Genomic DNA, 26,362 nt, shown 5'->3' on the forward strand with positions numbered 1-26,362 from the left:
CGACTCAATATACCGTGCATAGTCGGGGATTATTAATGAGCTCCTACGGTCGGCTGTCTTCGTACCTTGCAATGACGCGTGGAGCGAATTCCGAAATCAAAAATCCGATATCGAAATCAATCTACTACTCCTTCTTAAAATCATACGGAGTACGCTCCAACTCGTCATCAACCTTAATCCTTACCCCTGTTACGGTGCCGTTTTGTACAAGGAAGGGGAACACCGCCTTGCCAAGCTCCGGATCGGAGAAAACAGCGTAGAAACGATTGCCGCCTAAAGGCATCAAATGTGCATACATTTTAGGGTGATGTTCAAAGCGCATTTCAAGATCATTACCCTCGCCGGCTGTAACTACCATGTTGCCGTAAAGCTCATTAGTATATTTGCCAAGATAGGCCGTTGCCGGTAAGGCAGGAGGGTGTAATAGGGCCACAGTATCTTTCCGCCTTTTGTCGAGCTGTTGCTCTTTATCCTGATTATCTTTAAAGCGGGCCAGGTAATTATCGCAATAATTGCGAAATGGCATTTTAAAGTAGGCATCCATTATATCCCAGCGCAGGGCATCATATAAACGGTTCTGATCGGTATTGGTAAGTATGATGATGCCCAGGTGCTCTTTAGGCACCAGTGTAACGGAGGTTACATAACCGCCTACGCCGCCATCGTGCATTACGATACTATGGCCCGAGTAATCTTGTAAAAACCAGCCTAAACCATAGAGTTCATAATCATCTTCGCCGTTTAAGTGGTGTGCGGTTGTTACTATATCCTGCGGCTCGCGGGTGGCCTGTATGGCGGCTAGGGGTATTACCTGCCTGTTGCCTACCTTGCCATCGTTAAGCAGGCAAAGTACCCATTTGCTCATATCGTTAACACTTGAGCAGATGCTGCCGGCAGGTGCAAGGCCATCCAACTGATCGTAAGGGATAGCGGTAAGCCGACCATCGACAATAGTATGCGGTACGGTGCGGTTTAGCGCGGCTGGCATGTTTTTGCTTAAAGCAAGGGTATTGCCCATGCCAAGTGGCGCAAAAATATAATCCTTTATATAAGCCTCCCATGATTTACCTGTTACAACCGGGATCACCTGCCCCGCGGTTAAAAATGCAGAGTTGGTATACCCCCATTTGCTCCTGAAGGGATAGGTGGCCTTAACGAGGCTCATCTTGCCAATAATATCCTCGCGACTAAGGTTGGTGTTATAAAAAGTAAAATCGCCCTGAAAGGTCTGGAAACCTATACGGTGACACAACAGATCGCGTATGGTTACCATATCACCGGCTGGCTTATTGTCCAGCTTAAATGAGGGAATATATTTGGTTATTTTATCATCAAGGTTGAGTTTGCCCTGGGCCTGCAACATGGCCAGCATGGTAGCTGTAAAAGCCTTGGTATTGCTGCCGATCATAAACAAGGTATTTTCGTCAACTGGATTGGTAAGGCCAAGCTCTTTAATGCCATAGCCTTTCATGAGCACTACTTTGCCATCTTTTACTATACAAACCGCCGCCCCGGGAATGCGCCAATTAGTTAATGCCCGGCTCATATAATTTTGCAGGCTATCGGTAATAAATTTGCTTCTGTCAATATTCTGTGCGTTTGCAGCAGATATTTCTATGCTACTTATTATAAGCAGCAGTAATAGTTTTTTCATCAAATTAAACATAGGTACGGGCTAATAAAATAAATATATAGGTTTTAAACACTATAATTTATTAACTGCAACTAATTTAATGCAAAAAACTTGTCGGTAATGTTTAATTTATAAATTATCAGGAAAGCAGGTAGAAATAAAGCCCTCCTGAATTAACAGGAAGGCTTTGTTATTTAGGTTTATAATTGATCAATATTTAATATCGTCATCATTCAGGCTTTCCAATATATCATCTTCGCCTGCTTTATGTTGTTTGGCAATATTGTCTAATTCAAAATCACTTTTTCGGCCCAGCAGGGTAAAATTTTCGGCCACTATTTCGGTAGTATATTTTTTGATGCCTTCTTTATCTTCAAATGAACGGGTCCTTAATTTACCTTCAATATAAACCAGTTTGCCCTTTTGCAGAAACTTAACCGCCACATCGGCCAGGCCCCGCCACATAACTATGTTGTGCCATTCGGTTTGTTCTACTTTTCGTCCATCCTTGTTAAAAGTTTCAGAAGTTGCCAGCGGAAAACTCGTTACAGATACTCCCCCCTCCAGATAGCGTACTTCAGGATCTTTGCCCAAATGACCTACAAGAATCACTTTATTTATTCCAGACATATTTTTAAATCGACAAAAATTATACTACAAATTAAAAAAATTTTTTATAAATATAAAAATGATTTTTGGCATTGCCAATTTTTGTAAGCTTTCTACATCGGTATAAAACCAATTTTGTTCTAAGTTAACATTTTTAACCTGTATATTTATGAAACGCACGTGCAGGCGCTGGTGAGTAAGTATATGCTTGTAAATGGGCGATATTTCAAGTATTTTAATGTGCTGCCCAAAATGGTCACTCAGTTGGGGTAAATTCAACAGATCTGTTTCAGACATCAAAAACGATGTTTCTATCAGTGGCAGATCGTACATATTTGCCCAGACATCTTTCTCATCGCGTTTGTTCATCAATAGTTTATCGCCGTCAACTATTAAGAAATAGTTGAGATATCTGTCACGAACTTTCAGCTTATTTAATTTTACTGGTAAAGTGGTAATTGCATTATTAATAAAAGCAAAGCACCCCGTTCTGACCGGGCATATGCCGCAAGCCGGGTTTTTAGGTTTGCACAGCATAGCGCCAAACTCCATCATAGCCTGGTTATGCAGGCCGGGTTGATCATGATTAAGCAGCTCATCGGCCATTTGCTGGAATATTTTTTTGCCTTTTGTGCTGTTTATAGGCTCATCAATACCGAAATAACGGGCTATCACCCGGTAAACATTGCCATCAACAACGGCTTTTGCTTCATTTGCTGAGAATGAGGATATGGCCGCCGCTGTATATTCACCAATACCTTTCAGTTTTATAAGCTGGTTATACTGCTCAGGGAACTTACCATGGTAAAGCTCATTAACCAGGCGTGCTGTTTTAAGCATGTTGCGCCCGCGCGAGTAATAGCCCAGGCCCTGCCAAAGCTTTAATATATCATCTTCATGGGCGGCGGCAAAGCTGCCTACATCGGGATATTTCTCAACAAAACGGTTAAAGTAAGGCATTCCCTGCTCAACGCGTGTTTGTTGCAGAATAATTTCGGATAACCATATAATATAAGCGTTATTGGTGTTGCGCCAGGGTAGGTCGCGTTTATTTTGTATGTACCATTGTACCAATTCGTCAGAGAAATTCATGCGTAGCAAAAGTAGGATGATAAGCATAGATTTGCTTATTTAATGTAAGATTTACACCTGTTTTTATCGCCTGAGAAAAAAAACGTATTAATTATTTCAATCTTTCGTTATAAAGCGATACTTTTGCAACCCCAAAACAGTTAAGTATTTATATAATTAAAAAAGAAAATCAGATATGACTAAGGCAGAAATTATAACTGAAATCTCAACTAAAACAGGCATAGAGAAAGTTGACGTACAAGAAACCGTTGAGGCGTTTTTTAAAGTAGTTAAGAGTTCAATGGTTGGCGGCGAGAACGTATACGTTAGAGGATTCGGAAGTTTTGTAGTAAAGAAAAGAGCGAAAAAGACAGCTCGTAATATTTCAAAGAATACTGCCATTATTATTCCTGAGCATTTTGTACCTAGCTTTAAACCAGCTAAAACTTTTGTTGAAAAAGTTAGAACAGGTAACAAAGCAAAAGCAAGCAAATAATTTAGCATGAAAAAAGAACAAATAGCCGTTATTGTAGCAGTAGTTATTGTTATAGGCTATTTGTATTCATTGCCCGTTAAGGGATTGGTACAGCCAAAAGTACAGCAAGGTACCGGAAAGGTTGCTTCAACAACTGAACGCCCGAATGCCAATATCAATGTTGATATGGTGTCCACTTCAGCCAAGAATGTGATCGGTGCAGGTTTATCAGCCAAAATAATTGATTTGGAAGGCCAGTTGAAAAACGCTTCGAATGATGCTGATAAATTGAGTTTGCAAAAACAATTGGCCAAAGCCTGGGACGACGTAAGTCAGCCAGCGCCGGCAGCATTTTATTACCAGGATGTAGCCCGTAAAGAAAATACGGCCGAAAACTGGATAAATGCCGGTAGCCGTTTTAATGATGCTTACAAGCTTACACAGGATACTGCAGCACAGCCAACTTTTGATGCAAATGCCGTTGAGGCATTCCAAAACGCGACGAAGCTGAAACCTGAAAGCCTTGACGCAAAAGCAGGCTTAGGTATTGCTTACGTAAATGGAGGTGGCCCGCCAATGCAAGGTATTGGTTTATTGCTTGACGTTGTTAAGCAGGACCCAACCAACAGAAATGCGCAACTTAACTTAGGTTTGTTTGCCATGAAATCAGGACAGTTTGAAAAAGCTGTTGACAGGTTTAAAACGCTGATAGCGCAAAAGCCTGAAGTTGAGCCCTACTTTTATTTAGCCGAAAGCTATAAACAGCTAGGCATGAGAAAGGAAGCGATTGACGCTTACCAGAAATGTAAGGAAATGATGCCTGATCAGAATTTCGATCAACGCATCGATCAATATATTAAGGAATTAAAAAATTAAATAACATTTAAATTATTATTATTATGCCAAGCGGTAAAAAACGTAAGAGACACAAAATGGCTACCCATAAACGTAAAAAACGTTTAAGAAAAAATAGACATAAAAAGAAATAAGCGGCTTTTTTAAGCATTGCTTATGAACCTGCCCGTTAAGGCAGGTTATTTTAGTTTTTGTTTTTTACCCTCTTATAACCAAACGGCATTTTTGTGTCGTTTTTAAGAAATGGAGTAGCATTGATAAAGGAGTTAATTATCGATTCAACCCCCAACGGGGCTACTATTGCATTATTACAGGATAAACAACTTGTAGAGCTACACAAAGAGCAGATCAGCAACAATTATACTGTTGGTGATATTTATTTGGGCCGTATTAAAAAAATAATGCCCAGTTTAAATGCTGCCTTTGTAGATGTAGGCTACGAGAAGGACGCCTTTTTGCATTACCTTGATCTTGGTCCGCAGGTGCAAAGCCTGTTGAAGTTAACCAAGCAAGTACGTAGCGGGGGGTATCAATCAAAGCTTTTAGATAACTTTAAGCTTGAGGCTGATATCAATAAGGGAGGCAAAATCTCCGAGGTTTTAACAAAAGGCCAGCTTATACCTGTACAGATTGCTAAAGAGCCCATCTCAACAAAGGGGCCGCGCTTAAGCGCCGACTTATCCATAGCCGGTCGTTACGTAGTGCTGGTGCCGTTTTCTGAAGTGGTTTCTATCTCTAAAAAGATAAAGAGCAACACCGAGCGCAATCGACTGCGTAAAGTAATTGAAAGCATAAAGCCAAAGCATTTTGGGGTAATTATACGTACCGTATCTGAAGGTAAGGGCGTAGCCGAAATGCAAAAGGACCTGCTCGACCTGGTATCAAAATGGGAAGCATTTGTTACCCGTTTACCATCAGTTGAGCCTGCTAAAAAAGTACTGGGCGAAATTGGCCGTACCTCAACTATTTTGCGCGATCTGCTGAATGCCGATTTCCAGGGCATCACTGTTAATGATAACGCGATGTTTGAGGAAGTACGTTCTTATATTCACGAGATCTCGCCCGATATGGAGAACATAGTTCGTTTGCATAAGCATAAGGAACCATTGTTTGAGCATTTTGGTGTTGATAAGCAGATAAAAGGAGCTTTTGGCAAAACGGTAAACCTTGCCGGTGGCGCTTATTTGGTGATTGAGCATACCGAGGCACTGCACGTTATTGACGTGAACAGCGGTAACCGCACAGCCAGTAAGGAAAATCAGGAGGAGAACGCTTTCCAGGTGAATAAGGAAGCAGCCAAAGAGATAGCCCGCCAGTTACGCCTGCGCGATATGGGTGGTATTGTGGTGATCGATTTTATCGATATGCACAAGCCAACTAACCGTAAAGATCTTTTTGATTTTTTAAGGGCCGAGATGGCGCATGACAGGGCCAAGCACACCATTTTGCCGCCAAGTAAATTTGGACTGGTGCAGATCACCCGTCAGCGTGTACGCCCCGAAATGAACATCGTTACCAACGAAGTTTGCCCGGCTTGTGGTGGAACAGGAACCATAAGGCCAACTATTTTGCTCATAGATGATATTGAAAACAACTTCAATTATATTCTGGATGAGCAAAACGAAAAAAATATTACGCTTTGCGTGCACCCCTACATTGAAGCCTACATCAAAAAAGGCCTCATTAACCGCCAGATGAAATGGTTTTTCAAATATGGCCAGTGGATAAAAGTAAAGAGCAACCCCGCTTACCAGATAGCGGAATTCCACTTCTTCTCATCAAAGGACGAAGAGATAAAATTATAGAATTTAATGTGCAGATATGCAGATTACAGATGTGCAGATGTTGATGAAACACCTGCACATTTTTGTTTTAGAGCCGTCCGTTCAAGCGTCCACGCTTGAACGGACGGAGCGGGAGAGGCGGTATAATCCAGGAAGAAATAAACGCTGTCATTTATCTATGATCAATAATTATTACCTTTAATTTCTTGATCCGCAAAAATGAAATGGCAGCAACTAAGGAATAGTATATATTATCTTGATGGAACATTACGGGATATTTACGTTCAGGGAACCACAAAAGACGATTGGCTAATATGGGCCGACTTCGTAAATCAAAATTATAAAGTATCCTTTAATCCTGTGGGGACTAATTTAGTTGAGGGTAAGATAGACGTAAATAAAGCTTTTGAAAATTGTTTTAATTCGGACGAGGGAGAATGTTCAATCGCAACAGTTTTTCTTGATGATATACTTGTTCAGATCTATTTCTTCTCAGCGGACGAGATCGAAAATGACATTACACCTGTAGAAATCAACTCAATTGAAGATCATAATAAGTTAGTAAATTACATGTTGGGCGTTTCGAGGGCGCTTAAGAAAAAGGTTATCCTCACTCCTGATAGCCAGCCTGAAAATGAGCTTATCTCAGTTTATCTGGACGAGGTGATAGTTAATGTATAGTTATCAAATATCCCGCCTGTTCAAGGGTCCACGCTTGAACTTACAGAGGATATAAGCGTCCACGCTTACGTTTAAGCGGCTTTAGTAAAGTAAGCGTGGACGCTTACAAAAAATAACATTCAAGCGTGGACGCTTGAACGGGCGGCGATGGCGATAGGATTTTAACCACTCACCACTCTCTATTTACCACTCACCAAACCAACTACCTCACCACCAGCACCCATCCCGAAAAAATATTGCCGTTTTTCAAATCTATTTTATAATAATAAGTTCCTACCGGGATGTTTTGGCCGTTGTATCTACCATCCCAGGGGGTAGCATAGCCTACACTTTTAAATACCTCGGTACCATAACGGTTAAACACCTGTGTTGTAGCTGTTGGGTAGGTGCTTAATGCGGTAATATCCCAGTAATCATTAATACCATCGCCATTTGGGGTGAATGTATTGGGGATAGTTATTTTTTTATAAACGCGGACAAAAACAGCATCTGTAGCTTCGGCACCGCAACCAACGTTTGATACTACGTGCAGTGTGTAGGTAATATCATCAGGCGGGCTGGCAACCGGATTAAGCACGGTGTTGCTGCTTAAATATTCGTTGGGCGTCCAGTAATAGCTTATATCTGATCCGCTGGCTTTGCCGTTAAGCGTTACGGATTGTCCCTGGGTCATTACTTTATCTGCCCCGGCATTAGCTGTGGGTTTTTGCTGTACGTTCACAATTACCGTATCCTTTGAGGTGCAGGCATTGCTGTTGCTCACAGTAACCACATAGGTGGTAGTATCAGTAGGGCTTGCCACCGGATCGGCTATTGTTGGGTCAGACAGGCCTGTTGTTGGCGACCAGCTATAGCTTGTGCCACCCGAGGCATTTAGTGTTGTGGACTCACCTGAACAGATAGTAACATTGGCACCTGCATCGGCTACGGGCTGGGCATAAACACTTACCGTTGCGTATGCTGTGGTACTGCAATTGCCTGTTGTAACCGTTGCTGTATAAACGCCCGCCGCTGCCGCAGTTATATTGGTGATAGACGGTTTTTGTTCAGTTGACGTAAAGCCATTAGGCCCTGTCCATTTATAAGTTGTGCCGCTTGTGGTGCTTAAATTTAGGGTGTTGCCTACACACAAAGGTGTATTGGCGGTTGCAGATGATGTGGCGGCCGTATTAACCACCAGCGTTAATACGTTTGATACGATACGGCAGCTTAGCGAACCAATATTAGTTGCTTCGGCACTTGCGAGGCGATACTCATAAGTGCCGGCTGTTGTGGGATTGGCGGTGTATGATAATGTTGTGGCCCCGGCTATATCTGTCCACCCGCTGCCTGTGTTTACCTGCCATTGGTATGCCGGGCTGGTATAGCCCGTAACTGCAGGGACTGTCATGGTATAAGGCTCGGTTTGGCCAGCACATTCTGTTTCGGTAGTGGTTGATGCGGCTAAATTAAAGCTGGCTACAAGCGCTGGTCCGTATGGGCTGAAGGTTATATCGTCCAAAGCAAGATCGTTGGCTGGAGCGCCTCCATTGCTGTTATTGGTCATTTTAATGATCACATTTGATGTGCCTGCAGGTAGCGTAAAATTAAACTTGTATTGTATCCACTTAAAGCCTGAAGTTGAAAGGGCTATTGCCCCGGTAGCGAAACTTTGGATAACCGTAGTGCCATCTGTTTGCAAAATGGCGAAGGTGATATTCGGCGGACTATCATCCTGGCTCCGGAGCAAATTGCCTGCCCATGCCGAAAACTGGTAGGTAGTCCCGCCGCATAAGCCATCAACCTCGCGCTTATAAAAATAATCTGTTCTGGCATAGCTGGCGTTTACTATCATCATATAGCCGCCGGTATTGCCGGTATGGTCGGTTGTGCTCCACCATACATTGCCCGCACCGGCTGTGGTATTCTCAATAGTATATGAACCATCAATCGGGAAATCCGCTGTTGAATAGGTATAGCTGGTGGTTCCGGAATCGGCAGGTAATGCCCCTGCATGTGTGCTTGTACCCGCCCCAAAAGTAATGTGTACAACGGGGTCACCCAGGCTGCCGGTTTGGGCCCGGCTTTTAGTAACTGCGAAAATCAGAAAGCAAATCAGGCTGATAAAAAGTGACCTACATTTAAAACCGGATATCATTTTTTAGGGGTTCATTTAAACTTAAATAAGCGCCTGTATTGCTACAGACGCTCTTCACTAAAACATTAATTATGAAAACAGGGGTATTAAATTATTACAATGCATTGCCTTTTATATTGTACTTCAACAGGGTATCATGCCCGTTGACTTCTGCCATTTGCAGGTTAATCAGTTCATGATAAAACACTACTGAAAGGCCCGGCTGCATTTTAAGCGTAAAGCTTTCAAACGTTTCGCTGTCTGCTACATCACCAGTTGCCAGTATCATGTATTCGCCAATAACATCCAGCAGGGTTAATACACCTGTACAATAGTTTATAGCAACCAGGTGCTTTGTTTTGTCGGTAAGATCGGATTCTATCAGCTCAAATTTGGGCACCTCAAATACCAGATTGTTGTCGGCATTATCGGTTAAAACAGGGATCCGGTTATTTAGCCTGTTAATGAAATTCCCCACCGCAAAACTCAATTTATAATGTAGTGAGTTTGCCCGGCCGTCGTTTGCTTTTAGCTCGCTGAAAGTTTTAAACTTACCTTCCATATTATAAGCCTGTGATTTAAAAAGAAACTCCTGGTACGACGCGTTAAAAACGTTTTTTTCAAAGTCACCGGTTGATGTGTTATCGATCACCTGCTTATATGCCAATTTTATTAATGCCTTATTCATATAAAATCGTATTAAATATTCATTTTATAATGCAAGCCCTATAGTATACGAACCGCTGTAGCCAGCCGAAATACTTCCGGTAAGTGCCACAGTTTCATTAGCCAGATCCGTGGCGGAGTCGCCAAATACGCTATCGCTGGCATTTCTGATTGGGTTTACACCTAAGCCTGCATATAAGGTTGATACATCAACGGCATCGCTTATTGTTTCTGAAAAGGTGATCTGTGTGGTTTTCTTTAAAACACTATCTACATAAACCTCAAAGTGTATATGTGTAGCCCTGCCGCCATACCAGCCCGGATAAATAGTTGAAAACTTAACCACACCATCAGTATCACTTAGCTGGTAGCCTCTTAAAAAAGTTTTCCCAACATAGCTTAACTCGCCTGATATACCGGGCTGATTGGCATAACCCGAGTAATAGCCATCCTTATTACAGTGCCATATATCAACCCTTGCGCCTGAAACTGCTGCACAACTACTATTGGTATTTACTACGGTTAAGGTTAATGAAAGTGGGATCCCTGTTTGGGTTTCTATAATATCAGACCTGTCTAAAGGGTTTGTTAATTCCCCTCCCGGATAAGGATATGGGCCTTCTGTTTCTGTTGGTGTAAGCGTACAACTGCTTGAATCGGTAGTGGTAGTTGTGGTAGATTTGGTGGTTGTAGATGTTGTAGATGCAGAGGATGAATCCTTTTTACAGGCATCGATTAGCATTGGACCTGCAGCGGCTGCCACTGCAAATGCCTTTAAAAAGTTCTTCCGTTCCATATTTTTATAATTAGTTCAAACAATAGTTTTGAATCACATTATAAAAGTCAGGATACTTTTTTGGCTATAATTTTATGTGTCGGCGAATAAGGATTTTGTGCCGACGAATATTTTTTTAAATGGAATTTATTGGATTACAGCAGTATGAGTTAATAGTCGTCAGTCTGGAGTTTTAAGTCTTAAGTCGATTTTTTGACTTAAAACTAATTACTCAGAACTAAACAACTACCCGTGGATGCGCTCCATTTTGCCGTAGTTTTGTATCACTATGGCTTCGTGCTCCAGGTATTCTTTCCAGCGTTTGTCGACATCTATATCACCGGCATATTTTTTAGCCAGCCGGATGAAGGTGGCATAGTGGGTGGCTTCGCTTACCATCAGCTCATAATAAAAGGCAGCTAATTCCTCATCATTAATATTTTCTGATAATACCTTAAAGCGCTCGCAGCTCCGAGCTTCAATCATGGCCGAAAATAACAGGCGATCAACTAACTGATCGGTACGGCTGCCGCCTTTCTTCATGAATTTTTGCAGTTCGCCAACGTAATTATCCTTGCGCTCGCGGCCAAGTACAAACCCGCGTTGCAGTATAATATCATGCACCCGTTTAAAGTGGTCCATTTCTTCCTGCGCAAGGGCAATCATCTCCTGCACCAGGTCTGACAGGTTATGATTTTGAACAATTAGTGTAATAGCATTGCTGGCCGCCTTTTGCTCGCAGAACGCGTGGTCGGTTAAAATTTCTTCAATATTGCTTTCCACCACATTGGTAACCCAAATAGGGTCGGTAGGCAGCTGTAGTTTAAGTATTGTTTTCTCGCTCACGATAACAAAGATAAATGTTATTCGTCATCCTTGAAAGCGGGTTATTACTTGAAATTATTGCTGTGGGGGCATGCTGAGGTACTCGAAGCATGTGGGCAAAGGCCTTTACGCTCACACTTCGAGTGCCTCAGTGTGACGGCCAATAAATTTGTAATAAACCTCACTTAATCTTCCCGTACAAATTTTTACTCTCAATAAACTCCAGCACAGGGTCAGGTACAAAATAACGAACATCCTTTTTCTCCGATAATGATTTGCGGATAAAGGTTGCGGATAGTTCCATCTGTGGTGTCATGGTGATGGTTACGGATGGATGCGAAGCATATTCGGCATTTTCATAACCAGGGCGAGGGTATACATAAATGCGGTAATCGCGCAGTATCAGCTTAAAATTTTTCCATTTAGGCAGTGATACCAGGTTGTCAGAGCCCATAATGAGCGCGAACTCATGCTCGGGGTACTTTTCGTTCAGGTGCGTGAGCGTATCAATGGTATAAGATGGCTGCGGCAGTTTAAGCTCCACATCACTTACAGCCAGATTGCGCGAGTTATCGGTGGCCAGTTTAGCCATCTCCAGCCTGTCATAAGTATTAATGAGGTCGCCGTATTTTTTTAGCGGGTTTTGGGGCGATACTACCAGCCATACCTTATCAAGATCGGTATAGTTGGCCATATAATTGGCTATAATTAAATGGCCGATGTGTATTGGATTAAATGAGCCGAACAGTAAGCCTATTTTCATCAGTTAATGTGTGGCAGGTATTTAAATTTTACGATAGTAATATAGCTAATATTTATTTAACTATGAAATCCTTTACCAATTTTTCTGCATCAGCGCAGGCTGTACTCAACTCATAGTTTTTAAGGATGATATCAAATTTAGGAGCATAGTTCAGTTCCTTCTCCGCCTTGGCAAAACGTTCCTTTAATTTTTCGGAACTATCAGTACCACGACCGGTTAATCGCTCAATCAATACTTCTAATGATGGTGGCTGTACAAATATAGCCAGTGCCTGGTTGCCGTATTTACGTTTAAGGTGCAGGCCGCCCTCAACATCAATATCAAATATTACGGTTTTGCCTTTTGCCCAGATGCGCTCAATTTCAGTACGGAGTGTGCCGTAAAATGTGCCTGAGTAAACTTCTTCAAACTCAACAAATTCCTTTTTGGCTATACGGTGTAAAAAATCTTCCTTGGTTATAAAGTAGTAATCGGTGCCATCTTTTTCCTCACCCCGCGCGGGCCTGGTGGTTGCCGATATAGAAAATTCCAGCTCATTCATTTTTGATAGCAAGTGGTGTACAATAGTAGTTTTACCTGCCCCCGATGGCGCCGAAAATATAATTAGTTTGCCTTCCTTGGTCATTAGTCATTCGTCATTGAGTCATTGGTCATTGAGTCATTATATTTTACATCAGCCAAATGACTAATGACATAATGACCAATGACTCAATGATTATAAAACATTCAATAATTGTTCTTTAATTTTTTCGAGCTCTTCTTTCATGCCTACTACCAGCTTTTGCATGTTGGCATCATTGGCTTTTGAGCCCAGGGTATTTACTTCGCGGCCTATTTCCTGCGCTATAAAGCCTAGTTTTTTGCCATTGGCATCGGCATTTTTTAATGTCTCGATGAAATAGTCGCAATGGCTTTTTAGCCTTATTTTTTCTTCGGTGATGTCCAGCTTATCAATATAATAGATCAGCTCCTGTTCAAAACGGTTCTGGTCAATGGCTTCACGGTTGGTGGCTTCCAGTAAAAACTGGTTCAGACGCTCGCGTATCACCGGCACACGTTTAGGTTCTTCAATTTCAACCAGTGCCAGGTTCTGTAATATGATATTGATGCGGTATTTCAGGTCGCCTTCCAATACATTACCCTCATCGGTCCTGAACTGCTGGAAAGCCGCTACAGCCTGGTTAAAGGTTTTTTCAACCAATTTCCACTCATCTTCGGATACAGTTTCCTCATCGTATTTAACCACCTCGGGTAAGCCCAAAGCCAGTTGCAATAAGTTAGTCGTAGGTTCGCCCAGATCATCACTAACGGCTTTTAACTGCTCATAGTAGTTTTTCAGCAATGCGGTATCAATACCGGCGGCGCGTACAGCAGCGCCATTTTGCTGCTCAATAGTGATGGATAAATTTACCTTGCCGCGCTCTATCTGCTTATTGCAATCATTACGCAGCTGGAACTCTTTATCAGAAAATATTTTTGGCAAACGCAGGGCAAGCTCAAGGAACTTACTGTTCAGGGATTTTATCTCAACGGTATATTTTGTACTGCCTGAGTCGGAAGTAGCAATTCCATACCCTGTCATAGATTTTATCATGCGCAAAGATAGTATTTTTAGAGATTAGTGATTAGCGGTTGTAGATTAGTTAATTTAAGGTAATAACATACCCATCTGTCCGTTAATTTGTAACCGCTGATCTAAACCACAATCATTAACTTTGCCCCTTTAATAACGGATGACGCTGAATAAATTTAAAATATATCTTCTTATAACCACCCTATATTGCCTGCCATTTATTGTAAACGCGCAGCAACAGCCACTTAACATTAAAGGCGTGGTATGTAAGCGAGGGAATACTGAAAGACTGGCACAAGCTGTTATTACCGACCTGAAAACACGGGTGGTAATGATGAGCGATGAGCTTGGTGGCTTTAACATCAAGACTGCCGTTGGGGATACGCTACTATTTAGTAAAATAGGATTTGCCGATCAAAAACAATTGGTGGCCGGCCCGGAAGATATATTTATATACATGCAGCCGGTGATAGAGTTAGACCAGGTTAATATAAAAGACAAAAGCACCATGCAGGAGTTGAACGACGTAGTAAATACCTACCGCAGCAAGGGCTTATACTTTGATGGCAAACCGCCGGCGTTACTATTTAACCCATTTGGTGGCTCGCCTATAACGGGTTTGTATGAGCTGTTTAGTCGTGATGCCAAAAACGAGCGCCATTTCATTAAGTTTTCAAAAGATGAAATGGAGGCAGCTGGTATACGTAAACGTTATAACCCCCAACTGGTGAAACACGTTACAGCACTGCCGGATAGCGATGTGGTAAAATTTATGCAGCAATACACGCCATCGGCTGACGACATAAAACAGTGGAACGACTATGAGCTGATCACCCATATTAAACAATACCTGGAGTATTTTAAAGTGCATAAGAATGATATGCCGATGGAAAAGCTTTATTAGCCTCTAAATGTAATTATATGATTGGGGACAAACCATTAGCTATTACTCATATAACAAACAAGATAATTATTTGCCAGTATTAAATAAGTACTTCATCACAAAATTAAATATAACTATTACGTTGGCTGTAGTTGTTGTCAGTAACGCCACTATTACTGTATCCGAATAAGTTAATTTTTTTTGGCCAATAGCTACAAATATTGCCAAAACTATTATTAGCCACATACAAATAAGAACAAAGGATAGATTTGCATAAAGTTTTCTTTCCTTTCGATCTTGTTTATTTCCTTTTAATTTCTCTTTGGATTCGGCCCTATCTCTTTCTTCTGCAATATAACTAGCCTCACTCAATAGATAATCTTTGGGTGTGCCCCGTTCAAAATGTAAATCTTCGGGATTTTTAGGCTCTGAACTCATTTTAAGAATATAAAAAATTCTTGAAATAGGCCTTTATATCATTGTCATCTATTTTGATCGATGGTTCAAGTTGATTGTATACTTTTGCCCATGGTCCATCTTCTTTATGCGTCCACTTTGATAAATCGGCCGCTGATAAGTGTGCGGTTGCTTTCCATGTATAATTTATAGCATCTTTAGCATCTTCACCTAAAGAAGATTCATCAAAACCAAGCGATCCATATATCGATCTTGATTTATCAAAGTTTGATATCGCCATATTGCCATAAAGCTGATAATCATTATATATAGTTGGAACAACCGGACCAAACTTCCAGGCTTGAAAATCTTCCTCAATTAATTTTTGATCTCTTTTAGCTAAATTATATCCGTTAGCGAAATAAACCATCTTTTGAAGTTTCATTTGTGTTACCGGATCGCCCTCATCGATAGCTTTCTGAACTATTGCGGCTGCTATAAGTGATGCTGAATACATAATGCTAATTTACTAAAAATATTAGTTATTGTCAAGTGTACGAGGGCAGGTAAGGGAATATTTTACGCAATTTAAACAATCATAGTTTGAAATTTGCAGTTGAGCAGTGAAAAAGTTTTGCACTGTTGGAATAAATCTAAAAAAACAATATGCAAATGATAAAATTTTTATCCAAAATAGTATTAGGCTGTATCTTAGTACGATGGGCTTAGATTCCCAAGGTTTCACAAGCTCTTTCAGCAGCAAGTTTCTCCGCGTTCTTTTTGCTGAATTCTTTTCCAAGGCCCACCACGTCGCCATCGACACTGGCTTGTACGGTGAATAACTTTACGTTCTCGCCTTCAGTATTGTTCACCAGGTCGAACGAGATATCTTTGCTATGGCGCTGGCACCATTCAATCAGCTTGCTCTTAAAGTTTGTTTCGGTTTGCTCCAGCGTGTGGATATCAATGTGTGATTTGATGATGTGGTTCACCAAAAAATTGCGGGTAAAGTCGTAGCCCTTATCCAGGTATACGGCGCCTATTAAAGCCTCAAAAGCATCGCCCAATAATGAGCCTTGCCTTGATGAGTTTAGCGCGCGGCTATCAAACTCTATCAGTTTATCAAAGCCAAGTTTGCGGGCAAGCTGGTTAAGGTTTACACGGCTTACGATCTTTGATCGCAGCTCGGTTAAGAAACCTTCATCCTCATACGGGTATAGTTTGAAGAGCACTTCGGCAACAACGCTACCCAATACTGCATCACCCAGAAACTCAAGGCGTTCGTTACTATTCTTTACTCCTTTTTTTATGTTTTGGGCTACAGATTTATGGCGAAAAGCAAGCCTGTATAAAGATAAATTGCCCGGAACAAAGCCGAGCAAATTCTTTAACACTTTTACATATTTTCTGTTAGGCGATAAGTAAAGTTTGTAAAAACGACTTATAGGCATCTAAATTTTAATCTTCTAGTTTTTTAAATATCACAGAAGCATTATGACCGCCAAAGCCAAACCCATTACTCTGGGCCACCCTTACCTCTCTTTTCTGGGCAGTATTAAATGTAAAGTTAATCCGTGGGTCGAACGCCGGATCGTCAGTAAAATGGTTTATTGTTGGTGGAATGATACCATGGTTCATGGCCATTATAGTAGCAATAGCCTCAACAGCGCCCGCTGCACCTAATAAGTGCCCGGTCATTGATTTGGTTGCGCTAATATTAAGCTTATAAGCATGGTCGCCAAAAACATTCTCAATCGCTTTTATTTCCTGCGGATCACCTATCGGGGTTGATGTACCGTGAACATTCACATAATCAATGTCTTCAGGTTTCAAACCTGCATCGCGTAAAGCTTCCCTCATTACAATGGCTGCTCCAAGTCCGTCAGGATGTGGTGCTGTCATATGATAAGCATCGGCACTCATGCCTCCGCCAACCATTTCAGCATAAATTTTAGCGCCTCTTGCCTTAGCGTGTTCAAGTTCCTCTAAAATAAGAGTACCTGCACCTTCGCCTGCCACAAAACCATCACGGTCCAGATCAAACGGACGTGATGCCGTTGCCGGATCATCGTTACGTGTTGACAGGGCGTGCATAGCGTTAAAACCGCCTATACCAGCTTCGTTTATAATGGCTTCTGATCCGCCGGTAACAAACATATTGGCCTTACCCATACGGATATAGTTAAAGGCATCAATAAGCGCGTTGTTGGACGAAGCACAAGCGGAAACGGTGGTAAAGTTTGGCCCACGAAGGCCGTATTTGATAGAGATATGGCCCGGGGCAATATCAGCAATCATTTTAGGGATAAAGAACGGGTTTATATGAGGAGTACCATCGCCTTTGGCAAAATTGGTTATCTCATCCAAAAACGTTTTTAACCCGCCAATGCCTGATCCCCAGATAACGCCAATACGGCTGGTATCCAGCGTGCTGAAATCCAGACCGGCATCTTTTACGGCTTCTTCGGTTGAATAAAGGGCATATTGAACAAAGGGATCCAGTTTCCTGGCGTCTTTTCTGCCCAAAAAGGCATCTGCGTCGAAGCCTTTCACTTCGCACGCAAATTTAGTTTTGAACTTCGACGTATCAAAGCTCTTAATAGGCGCAGCGCCACTCACTCCATTGATCAACGCTTCCCAATATTCAGGAACGCTGTTGCCAATTGGAGTAAGTGCCCCAAGCCCGGTTACAACGACTCTTTTAAACTCCATTAGTAAATTTAAGGAGTTTATTTAACGTTTTTTTCAAGGTAAGCAACAGCCTGGCCAACTGTACCAATAGTTTCAGCCTGATCGTCAGGGATAGCCACATTGAATTCTTTCTCGAATTCCATGATCAGTTCCACGGTGTCTAAAGAATCTGCACCAAGATCATTGGTGAAGCTAGCTTCCGGGGTTACTTCGTTTTCGTCAACACCCAATTTTTCTACGATTATAGCTTTTACTCTTGAAGCGATATCAGACATAGTCTTATAGTTTAATGATTAATAATTTCAGTGCAAAGAAAAATAAATTCTGTTAAATATCAAATCTAAAACTTTTTACATATTTAGCTCAACAAAATTTTACTTGCAAAGGTTTCAATTTGTATTTTTACCGCGGCAAATGTAATGATTTTGAACAGAAAAATCTTAAAGTTTGAGATCGATCTTGATTTTGTGCTGATTGCAGTTACAACATCGCTGAAAGATTATCGTATTTGTTATTTAATTAACAAGTATTTGAATTTTAATTTCCTGAAAACCAGCGATCTGGCTATTGATATTAACCATAGTCCGGAATCCGTCTACTTCTCTATGTATACCTACCACTGGGAGGCCAGCGATACTTTTTTTTATTTTATAGCCAATAAAGGATCAGATGGTTACCTTGTACCCGAAATGCGCAAGACGGATTATTTTTTTATGATCAAGAATTATATTGATGATGAGGACCTTGAAAAGCTGATATCGGGCCTTAACCGTATCCCCGAAATTGTTGCCGCGGTAAAGATTGATCCAAAAAAAATAAAATCACGTGAAAATCTTCTATTTTAGCGCCGAAATTGAAAGTGTTCTAACTACACTATATAAAGGCTTATAGCCACATTAAACTAAAAATTATGAAATTAGAGTATAACCGAACCAAGATTGTTGCTACCATGGGGCCTGCATCATCGCCAAAAGAGGTATTATTAGCCATGATAAAGGCTGGCGTAAATGTTTGCCGATTAAATTTTTCGCACGGAAAGGTTGAAGATCATAAAAAAGTGATCGACACTATCCGCGAAATAAATGCAGAATATAAAACCAATGTTGGCATACTTGCCGATTTACAGGGACCAAAGATCCGTATTGGTTTGGTAAAAGATGGAGGTATTCACCTGGTTAACGGTACTCACATTAATATTACAACCCATGAGTGTATAGGTGACGATAACCAGATCTACATTACTTATGATACTTTCCCTCAGGATGTACAGGCAAATGAAATTATTTTGCTTGATGACGGAAAGATCCAGATGAAAGTTATTGAAACCAACAGGAAAGATGCAGTTGTTTGTGAAGTTATACACGGCGGTATATTAACATCACGCAAAGGTGTTAACCTGCCAAACACTAAAGTATCTATCCCAAGCTTAACCGAAGATGACCTGGAGCACCTGCATTTTGCTTTGGAGCAGGATGTAGAGTGGATAGGCCTTTCATTTGTGCGTAACGCTCAGGATATAGTTGAACTAAAACATATCATTAACCAAAAAGGCAGCGCTGCCCGTGTTATTGCTAAAATTGAAAAACCTGAAGCTATTGATAACATTGATGCAATTATTGCTGTTACTGATGGCGTAATGGTTGCCCGTGGCGATCTTGGTGTTGAAATGCCGCTTGAAGAAGTGCCTTTGTTACAAAAAATGATAGCCCGTAAATGCCGCGCGGCATCAAAACCGGTAATTGTTGCTACCCAGATGCTGGAATCAATGATAACCACCCCGCGCCCAACACGTGCCGAAGTTAATGACGTTGCCAACTCTGTACTTGATGGTGCTGATGCGGTAATGCTTAGCGGCGAAACATCGGTTGGTGAATTCCCGGTAATAGTTATTGAAACTATGGCTAAAATTGTACGCAATGTTGAAGAACTGGGTTATCCGTATAACTCGGCAAAGGAAACCAATATGGATCCTGCTTCACCTGAGTATTTGAGAGACGCAGTTTGCGGATCGGCAGTATATTTAGCTGAGCACACCAACGCGGTAGGTATTGTAGCCATGACCGTATCAGGTTATACCGCATATGAAATATCAAGCTATCGCCCTAAAGCAAGTACTTATATTTTCACATCAAACAAGCAATTGCTTAACGCGTTGAGCCTGGTTTGGGGTGTAAAAGCGTTTTACTACGATAAGCTGGAAAGTACCGATCAAAGCATAAGCGATGTAAACGCTGCCCTTAAAAATGAACTGTTGATAAAAACTGGCGATGTAGTAATTAACACTGCAGCAGTGCCAATTTACAAACAAGGCAAAACCAATATGCTAAAGGTTAGCGTTATTGAATAAGTTGGTATAACATTTTGAAATTTTAAAAGCCTCTCCAAATTTTGGAGAGGCTTTTTTTGTTTCCGTAGAAAAAGTGTTCGGAAGAATATATTTTCTACAAATATTGAGCGTGGGGTCATACTGGCACTCGAAGGGTAAGCGTAAAGGCCTTTGCCCGCATGCTTCAAGTGCCTCAGCATGACCTCTTTTTTAATCTTCCCAACACCTATGGTTCCTCTAGAAAAAAATATGACTTGATTAAACATCAATAGTTATATATAATTTATCAACCTAAATAATATTTTAATAAAGTATAGGCATAGCTTTTGCTGTTAATGCTTTATTATATCTTTACTTTTTTCCACTATCCATCAATGAGTAACGCCCAGCAGCCCTTAAATTTAAATAATGAAGAGTTATTAAATGTATTGTCTTTTTCTGGAGACGCAACCGCTATCCATGTTACTGAAGATGCTGTAATACAATATGCTAATGATGCTATGCTAGCTTTCTGGGGCAAGGGAAAAGATGTTATAGGAAAATCACTTGAAAATGCTTTGCCCGAACTAAAAGGGCAGCCTTTTATTGAAATGTTTAAAAAAGTATGGGATGAGGGCATAACTATTAAAGGCACTGACACGCGTGCTCAATTAATAGTTGATGGTATACTCCAGACATTTTATTTCGATTATGAATATCGTGCGGTAAAAAACAGTGCAGGCCAAACCTACTGCATTTTGCACACAGCAAAAGATGTAAGCGAGCGTATGCTGGCTAAGAACAGGGAACAGGACCTAACTGAAGAACTACGGGCAGCCAATGAAGAGTTGCAGGCCGCCAATGAAGAGATGAACGCATCGAACGAGGAGTTGAGTGAATCGCGCCAGGAACTGTTTGAGCTTTATGAAGACCTTAAGGAAAGTGATATCCGTTTTCGTAACATGGTTAAGCAGGCGCCTGTTGGGATATGCATAATAAGGGCCCATGACCTGTTTATACAGGACGTAAATGATAATTACCTTGAATTGGTAGGTAAAAAGCGCAGCGAGCTGGAAAATCATACCATATGGGGTGCAATACCTGAAGCAGCTGATATTTATGCGCCTATTATGAATGATGTAATTAATAGCGGCGTTCCATTTAATGCCATAGAACATGAGCTTGTTTTAATAAGAGACGGCGTACCTGAAACGGTTTTTATTGACTTTGTTTATGAGCCGGTAAAAAACGATGGTATGGTGAGCGCTATAATGGTGCTGGCCATTGATGTATCAGACAAAGTGATTGCCAGGCGCAGTATTGAGGACATGGAAGAAAGAGTAAGGCTGGCCGTTGAAGCTGCCGAAATAGGAACTTTTGACCTGAATGTTGTAAAAAATGTAATGCTGACCTCCGAACGCTTTGATGCTATTTTGGGTTTTAACAGCCATGTATCCTGGAAAAAATATAAAGACGCGATACATCCTGATGACAGGCATAACCGTGAGGCGGCCCATGAAGCAGCCCTGCTAAACGGGAAACTACTTTACGAAGCAAGAATAATACACCCTGACAGATCGGTACATTGGATACGGGTGCAGGGCAAGGTTTATTATGGTAAAGAACGCAGCCCCTTAAGAATATTGGGGACACTGCTTGATATAACGCAGGTTAAGCGCCTTGAGCAGCAAAAGGACGATTTTATAAGTATTGCCAGTCATGAGCTTAAAACACCTATTACCAGTTTAAAGGCATCACTGCAATTGTTGGAGAAAATAAAGGGCGACAGGTCATCACTATTAATACCAAAGCTGATAGATCAGTCGATTAAGGGGGTTAAAAAAATAAGCACTTTGGTTGATGACCTGTTAAATGTGAGCCGTACAAGAGAAACACAGTTGAAACTGAATAAGTCTATCTTTAATGTATCGGAATTATTGGAGGGCTGCTGTAACCATGTACGAGTTGCCGGTAAACACGAGCTCATATTTCAGGGCGATAAAATGCTCACTGTGTTTGCTGATGAACATGCCATTGACCAGGTATTAGTAAACTTTGTGAACAATGCGGTAAAATATGCGCCCGATTCACCAAAAATATTTCTGATAAGTGAAAAGGTGGGTAGCATGATGAGGATAGCTGTTAAAGATAATGGCCCCGGCATTTCAGCCGATAAGATCCCTTACCTGTTTGAACGTTATTACCAGGCCCAGCCCGGTGGTTTCAATAACTCCGGCTTAGGCCTGGGCTTATATATATGCGCCGAAATAATCAGGAAACATGGCGGAGAAATTGGCGTGGAAAGCGAATTAGGCAAAGGCAGTACCTTTTGGTTTACATTACCATTGCGGTAGCAGATGTGTAGACGCAGTCTACAGGCGTAATAGTCCGGTGTCAGAGACATCGGACAGTATAATATTTGTATAGCGATAGTGCGTATTATTTAACAGCCAACAGGTCAACTTTCTGTATAACCGGGTCTTTAGAGAACAGGTCTGGCGCATTTGCCATTAAAGCTTTTGCAATCTCGCCGGATAAGTGTGCATTTCTGCCTTCCTCTGTTTCAAACGTATCGAAAACGCCAAAGGTTGATGCGCCAAATTGCAAGGCATACCAGTTAATGGTTCCGGTTTCAGCCATAGCTAAAGGTATTGCGCTTTTTAAAAAGCTTGCTACTTCCTGTTCTTTACCTGGTTTAGCCTCAAGGGTTGCCAGTAATGCGAATTTTACCATGATTTAATTTTTTAATGCTGATTGGTTATTTACGTTAATAGGGGGACGACCGGTTTTGTTTTGTAAAAACTTAGTCGGGTTTAACGTATATTCCTTACACTACAATTAATACAAAAAAGTAAAACGTAATGCAGGGCGTGTGTACTTAAGATGATACAGTAGCCGTTGGTTTAAATTATGCTTTTTCAATAGAGCTAAGATGGAAAGAAATAAGTTCGGCAAACAACTTAAAGGTCATGATCGTCGCCGGATTATTAATCATATTATAATCAAGTGGGTAAACAGATTGGTTTATCGTCAATCTGTATGATCGCATCCTGAACTTACTTCAACGTTATTACACCGCATGCAAACTACACGCCGGGGATAAGATATATGGCTAATAAGGCGCCGATAATAACTATAGCCAGTGTTAGTATTAATGCGGGGATTGAAGATGGTTTATAGGCTTTGTTTATCAATTGTTTTTCAGTGATGCTATATCGTACATAAGCATATAATACGATGAATGCACCCAATACAACTAACAATATCCCAATTTCGCTGGAATGGCCCTTAGTGGGCAAAACGGTTTGTTTGTCTGTTATTACAAAGGAGATTTGTTTGATGAACAGCGCGAATTTTACCACAACAAATCCAAACCCCATTATGGCCACGCCGGTTCGTATCCAGGCCAGAAATGTGCGTTCATTTGCTAAATGATCTGATGGGTTAGCAATAGGCTGATTTTCGTTCTCTTTCATAGGTTTAGCATTATAACGATAAAACTTGAATTTGTGTTACCACATTGCTAAAGTGGTTTATTTATCTTTGGGCTTCATAATATAGTATTAATGGCCCTTACCCTACTCATACTCTGCTTTATTTCCATCTTTTTAAGTATTGGCGCTTTTCAATCACAGGCAACCGGTAAAAAGGAAGTTTTGCTGATAACGGTACTTGTTTTTTCTACACTCGTAGTATTCATTACTGAAATACTAAGCATTCTGCACTGCTTCAACTTTCAATCAATCTTAATTTCATGGAGTATAGTTTTAATTGGTAGCCTGCTCTATCTATATCTTAAAAAGGAAAAATTAGCTGTATTTACCGGCAACTTAAGTCAAAATATTTATAATGTATTTAAGAGTCTCAGCATTTTCGAGAAAATTTTACTGGGCAGCGTATCTGTAATACTGCTGCTGATTTTTGCGCAGGGCATCATATATCCGCCCAATAACTGGGACTCCATGACCTATCACATGGCCCGTATTACCAGTTGGGTAAGCCACCAGTCGGTTGCTTATTATCCTACCCACGTTGTAAGGCAGTTGTATGAGCCGCCCTTTGCCGAATATCTGATCGCCCACATTGCCATCCTGAGCAAAGGCGATTACTTTGCCAACCCGGTACAGTTGTTTTTTCTGTTACTCACCGTTGTTGGCATTGTGCTGATACTTGAAGAGTTTGGTTTAAATCGCAGCTACAAAGTAATTGCAGTAGTATTGGCCGTTACCATTCCCGAGGTGGTGCTGGAAGCATCAAGCACGCAAAATGATATTGTAGTTTCCTTTTTTATTATCGCGGCATGCTGTTTTGCGCTCAGGGCAGTTAAGAGTGGCCGGTTTAGCGATCATTTATTTTTAGGGCTGGCCGTTGGCCTGGGCATACTTACAAAGGGTACAGCTTATATATACCTGGCACCGGTTTTACTTTTTTGGGGGATAGGATCATTAGTGTGCCTATTCCGTACCCGGAACTATAATTACCTGATTTTCCCGTTGATGGTAGCAGTGCTATCCATAAGTATAAATGCCGGGCAATACTACCGCAATTATAACTATAGCAAAAATGTATTGGGTACCGACAAGGAAGAAGGGAAAACCTATGCAAACCAAAAAATGAGCGCGGGTATATTCCTGTCGAGTGTGATAAAGAATGCCGGCATGCACTTTAGTTTAATGTATGCCAAGCCAGTGGCGAAGGTTTCAACCAAAGTGGTCTACGAGCTACATGCTATAGCTGGTACGGACATTAACGATCCGGCTGTTAACTACCGCAATAATATTTACATTATAAATAGCGGTGTAACCGATGAGGATGGCGGGCCCAATATGATCCACTTTATATTGATCGCTGCCGCATTTGTGATATTAGGATGGGGTATAATAAAAGGCAATCGCGAGTTCATAGTTACTACATTGCTGGCGATAATGATACTCCAGGTGGTATTCTTCTGCGCTTACTTAAAATGGCAGCCATGGGTATCCCGACTGCATGTGCCTATGTTTTTACTGTCGGTACCGCTGGTGTGTTATGCTTTAAGTATTAGTAAGCTGTTTAAAAAGATAGTGTACATAATTACACCGGTACTTTTGGTTTACGCGCTATTGGTGGTATTCCATAATATCAGGAGGTCATATTCCAATACCATGTTCAATAGCCGGTACCAGAATTATTTTGCCGGTAACCCATTGGTTTACGATGAATATAACGCGGTTTATACAGCTATATCACAATCAGGCGCTAAAAATATAGGCCTCCTTTTCGGTGTTGACGACTGGGAATATCCCCTGTTTAAAGATAGTTTCAGCAGGCATATCAACCCGTTTTATATCGGGGTTGATAATGTTTCAAAGTCGCTGCCGCAAACTGTACCAACGCTTGATTATATCATTAGTACAACTACAAATCATCCATTTATCGACTTTAATGGTAAACGGTTTTATAATCAAAGTACAGGGAATAAATATCTGTTTTTGTACAGGTAATTCTGGGATAATATTAATGCAATGCTAAATTAGTTATTGAAAAATGAAGATACCTACTCTTAGCGGAGTTATAGACAGACGTATATTGGTTAACTTTACAGTTGAAGCCGATATAGCCAGCTTGATAGTGCCGTCACCATTTAAGCCTAAACTTGTTGAAGGTAAAGCTATTGCCGGGATATGTCTCATCAGGCTAAAACAAGTCAGACCTAAAGGCTTGCCTCCATTTGTTGGTATTGGATCAGAAAACGGTGCGCACCGGATTGCAATAGAATGGGTGGAAGATGGTGAACTGAAGGAAGGGGTTTATGTACCACGGAGGGATACTTCATCCCTGTTTAATACTATTGCAGGTGGCAGGGTATTCCCTGGTAAGCACCACCATGCAAAATTTGATGTTCAGGAAAATGGGAATGATTACCATGTGGCTTTTAACAGCTCTGACAGAACAATTATTAGCGTTGATGCCAGGATAACGGATTCATTTGATCCAAAGTCTATTTTTAAGGATCTGGAAACAGCTTCTAACTTTTTTAAAGCGGGATCGTTAGGTTATTCTCCCAACAACAATAAATATGACGGCTTATTACTTAATACTTATAAATGGGAAGTTAAACCTCTTGAAGTAAGCAAAGTTGTATCAAGCTATTTTGAAAATGAACAGATCTTTCCTAAAGGATCTGTTCATTTTGATAATGCATTGCTCATGACAAACATTGCGCATGAGTGGTCATCAGTTGCGGATAAAAGCTGTTATTAACATCGTATGATCGCCAAT

At 41.1% G+C, this 26,362-nt stretch carries 27 protein-coding genes; 10 read left to right on the forward strand and 17 right to left on the reverse strand.

What is annotated here, in order from left to right:
• Positions 1–124: 124 nt before the first annotated feature.
• The 3 genes from BLU33_RS00355 to mutY all read right to left on the reverse strand — a co-directional run bounded on the left by BLU33_RS00355 (position 125) and on the right by mutY (position 3,361).
• On the reverse strand, positions 125–1,654 hold the full coding sequence (locus tag BLU33_RS00355; protein ID WP_172829194.1) for a serine hydrolase: 1,530 nt from the start codon (positions 1,652–1,654) through the stop codon (positions 125–127).
• Between the two features lie 189 nt (positions 1,655–1,843).
• Positions 1,844–2,263 (reverse strand): single-stranded DNA-binding protein, encoded by a 420-nt coding sequence (locus tag BLU33_RS00360; RefSeq protein WP_091367628.1) that lies wholly within the window; start codon positions 2,261–2,263, stop codon positions 1,844–1,846.
• Between the two features lie 24 nt (positions 2,264–2,287).
• Complete coding sequence (mutY, locus tag BLU33_RS00365; protein WP_317040546.1) at positions 2,288–3,361, reverse strand: A/G-specific adenine glycosylase; 1,074 nt, start codon at positions 3,359–3,361, stop codon at positions 2,288–2,290.
• Between the two features lie 148 nt (positions 3,362–3,509).
• On the opposite strand from mutY, the gene BLU33_RS00370 reads away from it, so the two are divergent.
• The 4 genes from BLU33_RS00370 to BLU33_RS00385 all read left to right on the forward strand — a co-directional run bounded on the left by BLU33_RS00370 (position 3,510) and on the right by BLU33_RS00385 (position 7,108).
• Positions 3,510–3,809, forward strand: a complete 300-nt coding sequence (locus tag BLU33_RS00370) for an HU family DNA-binding protein (protein ID WP_091367632.1) — start codon at positions 3,510–3,512, stop codon at positions 3,807–3,809.
• A gap of 6 nt (positions 3,810–3,815) precedes the next feature.
• A complete protein-coding gene (locus BLU33_RS00375) occupies positions 3,816–4,664 on the forward strand; it encodes a tetratricopeptide repeat protein (RefSeq protein ID WP_091367635.1) in 849 nt (282 codons plus the stop codon).
• A 233-nt stretch (positions 4,665–4,897) separates the two neighbouring features.
• The gene (locus BLU33_RS00380; RefSeq protein WP_091380036.1) at positions 4,898–6,448 is read left to right on the forward strand and encodes an Rne/Rng family ribonuclease; all 1,551 of its coding nucleotides are present in this window, start codon (positions 4,898–4,900) and stop codon (positions 6,446–6,448) included.
• 198 nt (positions 6,449–6,646) lie between these two features.
• Entirely contained in the window at positions 6,647–7,108 is a 462-nt protein-coding gene (locus tag BLU33_RS00385; RefSeq protein WP_091367637.1) for a hypothetical protein, read from the forward strand.
• A 202-nt stretch (positions 7,109–7,310) separates the two neighbouring features.
• Here the strand turns inward: BLU33_RS00385 and BLU33_RS00390 are convergent, their stop codons facing one another.
• From BLU33_RS00390 to BLU33_RS00420, 7 genes are all read right to left on the reverse strand, one after another.
• Positions 7,311–9,245 carry a T9SS type B sorting domain-containing protein gene (locus BLU33_RS00390; RefSeq protein WP_091367639.1) on the reverse strand — a complete coding sequence of 645 codons (1,935 nt, stop codon included), beginning with the start codon at positions 9,243–9,245 and terminating at the stop codon, positions 7,311–7,313.
• A 94-nt stretch (positions 9,246–9,339) separates the two neighbouring features.
• Positions 9,340–9,912, reverse strand: a complete 573-nt coding sequence (locus tag BLU33_RS00395; RefSeq protein WP_091367641.1) for a hypothetical protein — start codon at positions 9,910–9,912, stop codon at positions 9,340–9,342.
• A 24-nt stretch (positions 9,913–9,936) separates the two neighbouring features.
• Entirely contained in the window at positions 9,937–10,686 is a 750-nt protein-coding gene (locus tag BLU33_RS00400) for a dioxygenase family protein (protein WP_091367643.1), read from the reverse strand.
• A 225-nt stretch (positions 10,687–10,911) separates the two neighbouring features.
• The gene (gene miaE, locus BLU33_RS00405) at positions 10,912–11,511 is read right to left on the reverse strand and encodes a tRNA-(ms[2]io[6]A)-hydroxylase (protein ID WP_232009360.1); all 600 of its coding nucleotides are present in this window, start codon (positions 11,509–11,511) and stop codon (positions 10,912–10,914) included.
• A gap of 160 nt (positions 11,512–11,671) precedes the next feature.
• Positions 11,672–12,253, reverse strand: a complete 582-nt coding sequence (gene nadD, locus BLU33_RS00410; protein WP_091367645.1) for a nicotinate (nicotinamide) nucleotide adenylyltransferase — start codon at positions 12,251–12,253, stop codon at positions 11,672–11,674.
• A gap of 52 nt (positions 12,254–12,305) precedes the next feature.
• A complete protein-coding gene (gmk, locus tag BLU33_RS00415; protein ID WP_091367647.1) occupies positions 12,306–12,878 on the reverse strand; it encodes a guanylate kinase in 573 nt (190 codons plus the stop codon).
• Positions 12,879–12,968: 90 nt separating this feature from the next.
• Entirely contained in the window at positions 12,969–13,847 is an 879-nt protein-coding gene (locus tag BLU33_RS00420; RefSeq protein WP_232009361.1) for a YicC/YloC family endoribonuclease, read from the reverse strand.
• Between the two features lie 139 nt (positions 13,848–13,986).
• On the opposite strand from BLU33_RS00420, the gene BLU33_RS00425 reads away from it, so the two are divergent.
• Complete coding sequence (locus BLU33_RS00425; protein ID WP_091367651.1) at positions 13,987–14,730, forward strand: hypothetical protein; 744 nt, start codon at positions 13,987–13,989, stop codon at positions 14,728–14,730.
• A gap of 66 nt (positions 14,731–14,796) precedes the next feature.
• Here BLU33_RS00425 and BLU33_RS00430 read toward each other — a convergent pair whose 3' ends face one another.
• From BLU33_RS00430 to BLU33_RS00450, 5 genes are all read right to left on the reverse strand, one after another.
• Positions 14,797–15,147 (reverse strand): hypothetical protein, encoded by a 351-nt coding sequence (locus BLU33_RS00430; protein ID WP_091367653.1) that lies wholly within the window; start codon positions 15,145–15,147, stop codon positions 14,797–14,799.
• A 1-nt stretch (position 15,148) separates the two neighbouring features.
• Positions 15,149–15,622 carry a Panacea domain-containing protein gene (locus BLU33_RS00435; protein WP_091367655.1) on the reverse strand — a complete coding sequence of 158 codons (474 nt, stop codon included), beginning with the start codon at positions 15,620–15,622 and terminating at the stop codon, positions 15,149–15,151.
• A gap of 208 nt (positions 15,623–15,830) precedes the next feature.
• Complete coding sequence (gene rnc / locus BLU33_RS00440) at positions 15,831–16,556, reverse strand: ribonuclease III (protein WP_091367657.1); 726 nt, start codon at positions 16,554–16,556, stop codon at positions 15,831–15,833.
• A 7-nt stretch (positions 16,557–16,563) separates the two neighbouring features.
• Positions 16,564–17,817: a beta-ketoacyl-ACP synthase II gene (gene fabF / locus BLU33_RS00445; protein ID WP_091367659.1), complete on the reverse strand. Its 1,254-nt coding sequence runs from the start codon at positions 17,815–17,817 to the stop codon at positions 16,564–16,566.
• Between the two features lie 17 nt (positions 17,818–17,834).
• Complete coding sequence (locus tag BLU33_RS00450) at positions 17,835–18,071, reverse strand: acyl carrier protein (protein WP_091367661.1); 237 nt, start codon at positions 18,069–18,071, stop codon at positions 17,835–17,837.
• Between the two features lie 144 nt (positions 18,072–18,215).
• On the opposite strand from BLU33_RS00450, the gene BLU33_RS00455 reads away from it, so the two are divergent.
• The 3 genes from BLU33_RS00455 to BLU33_RS00465 all read left to right on the forward strand — a co-directional run bounded on the left by BLU33_RS00455 (position 18,216) and on the right by BLU33_RS00465 (position 22,455).
• A complete protein-coding gene (locus tag BLU33_RS00455) occupies positions 18,216–18,641 on the forward strand; it encodes an IPExxxVDY family protein (RefSeq protein WP_232009362.1) in 426 nt (141 codons plus the stop codon).
• 65 nt (positions 18,642–18,706) lie between these two features.
• Positions 18,707–20,143, forward strand: coding sequence for a pyruvate kinase (pyk, locus tag BLU33_RS00460; protein ID WP_091367663.1), 1,437 nt, complete (start codon positions 18,707–18,709; stop codon positions 20,141–20,143).
• Positions 20,144–20,496: 353 nt separating this feature from the next.
• Positions 20,497–22,455 (forward strand): PAS domain-containing sensor histidine kinase, encoded by a 1,959-nt coding sequence (locus BLU33_RS00465; RefSeq protein ID WP_172829195.1) that lies wholly within the window; start codon positions 20,497–20,499, stop codon positions 22,453–22,455.
• Positions 22,456–22,540: 85 nt separating this feature from the next.
• Here the strand turns inward: BLU33_RS00465 and BLU33_RS00470 are convergent, their stop codons facing one another.
• Both BLU33_RS00470 and BLU33_RS00475 read right to left on the reverse strand, forming a co-directional pair.
• Complete coding sequence (locus BLU33_RS00470; RefSeq protein WP_091367667.1) at positions 22,541–22,834, reverse strand: putative quinol monooxygenase; 294 nt, start codon at positions 22,832–22,834, stop codon at positions 22,541–22,543.
• A gap of 353 nt (positions 22,835–23,187) precedes the next feature.
• Positions 23,188–23,577: a YidH family protein gene (locus BLU33_RS00475; RefSeq protein ID WP_091367670.1), complete on the reverse strand. Its 390-nt coding sequence runs from the start codon at positions 23,575–23,577 to the stop codon at positions 23,188–23,190.
• A 90-nt stretch (positions 23,578–23,667) separates the two neighbouring features.
• Between BLU33_RS00475 and BLU33_RS00480 the strand changes: the two genes are divergently transcribed.
• Both BLU33_RS00480 and BLU33_RS00485 read left to right on the forward strand, forming a co-directional pair.
• Positions 23,668–25,584 carry an ArnT family glycosyltransferase gene (locus BLU33_RS00480; protein WP_091367672.1) on the forward strand — a complete coding sequence of 639 codons (1,917 nt, stop codon included), beginning with the start codon at positions 23,668–23,670 and terminating at the stop codon, positions 25,582–25,584.
• A 43-nt stretch (positions 25,585–25,627) separates the two neighbouring features.
• Positions 25,628–26,344, forward strand: coding sequence for a DUF2071 domain-containing protein (locus BLU33_RS00485; protein ID WP_091367675.1), 717 nt, complete (start codon positions 25,628–25,630; stop codon positions 26,342–26,344).
• The last annotated feature ends 18 nt before the right edge of the window (positions 26,345–26,362 follow it).

This window comes from Mucilaginibacter mallensis (genome assembly GCF_900105165.1).
GTDB lineage: Bacteria > Bacteroidota > Bacteroidia > Sphingobacteriales > Sphingobacteriaceae > Mucilaginibacter > Mucilaginibacter mallensis.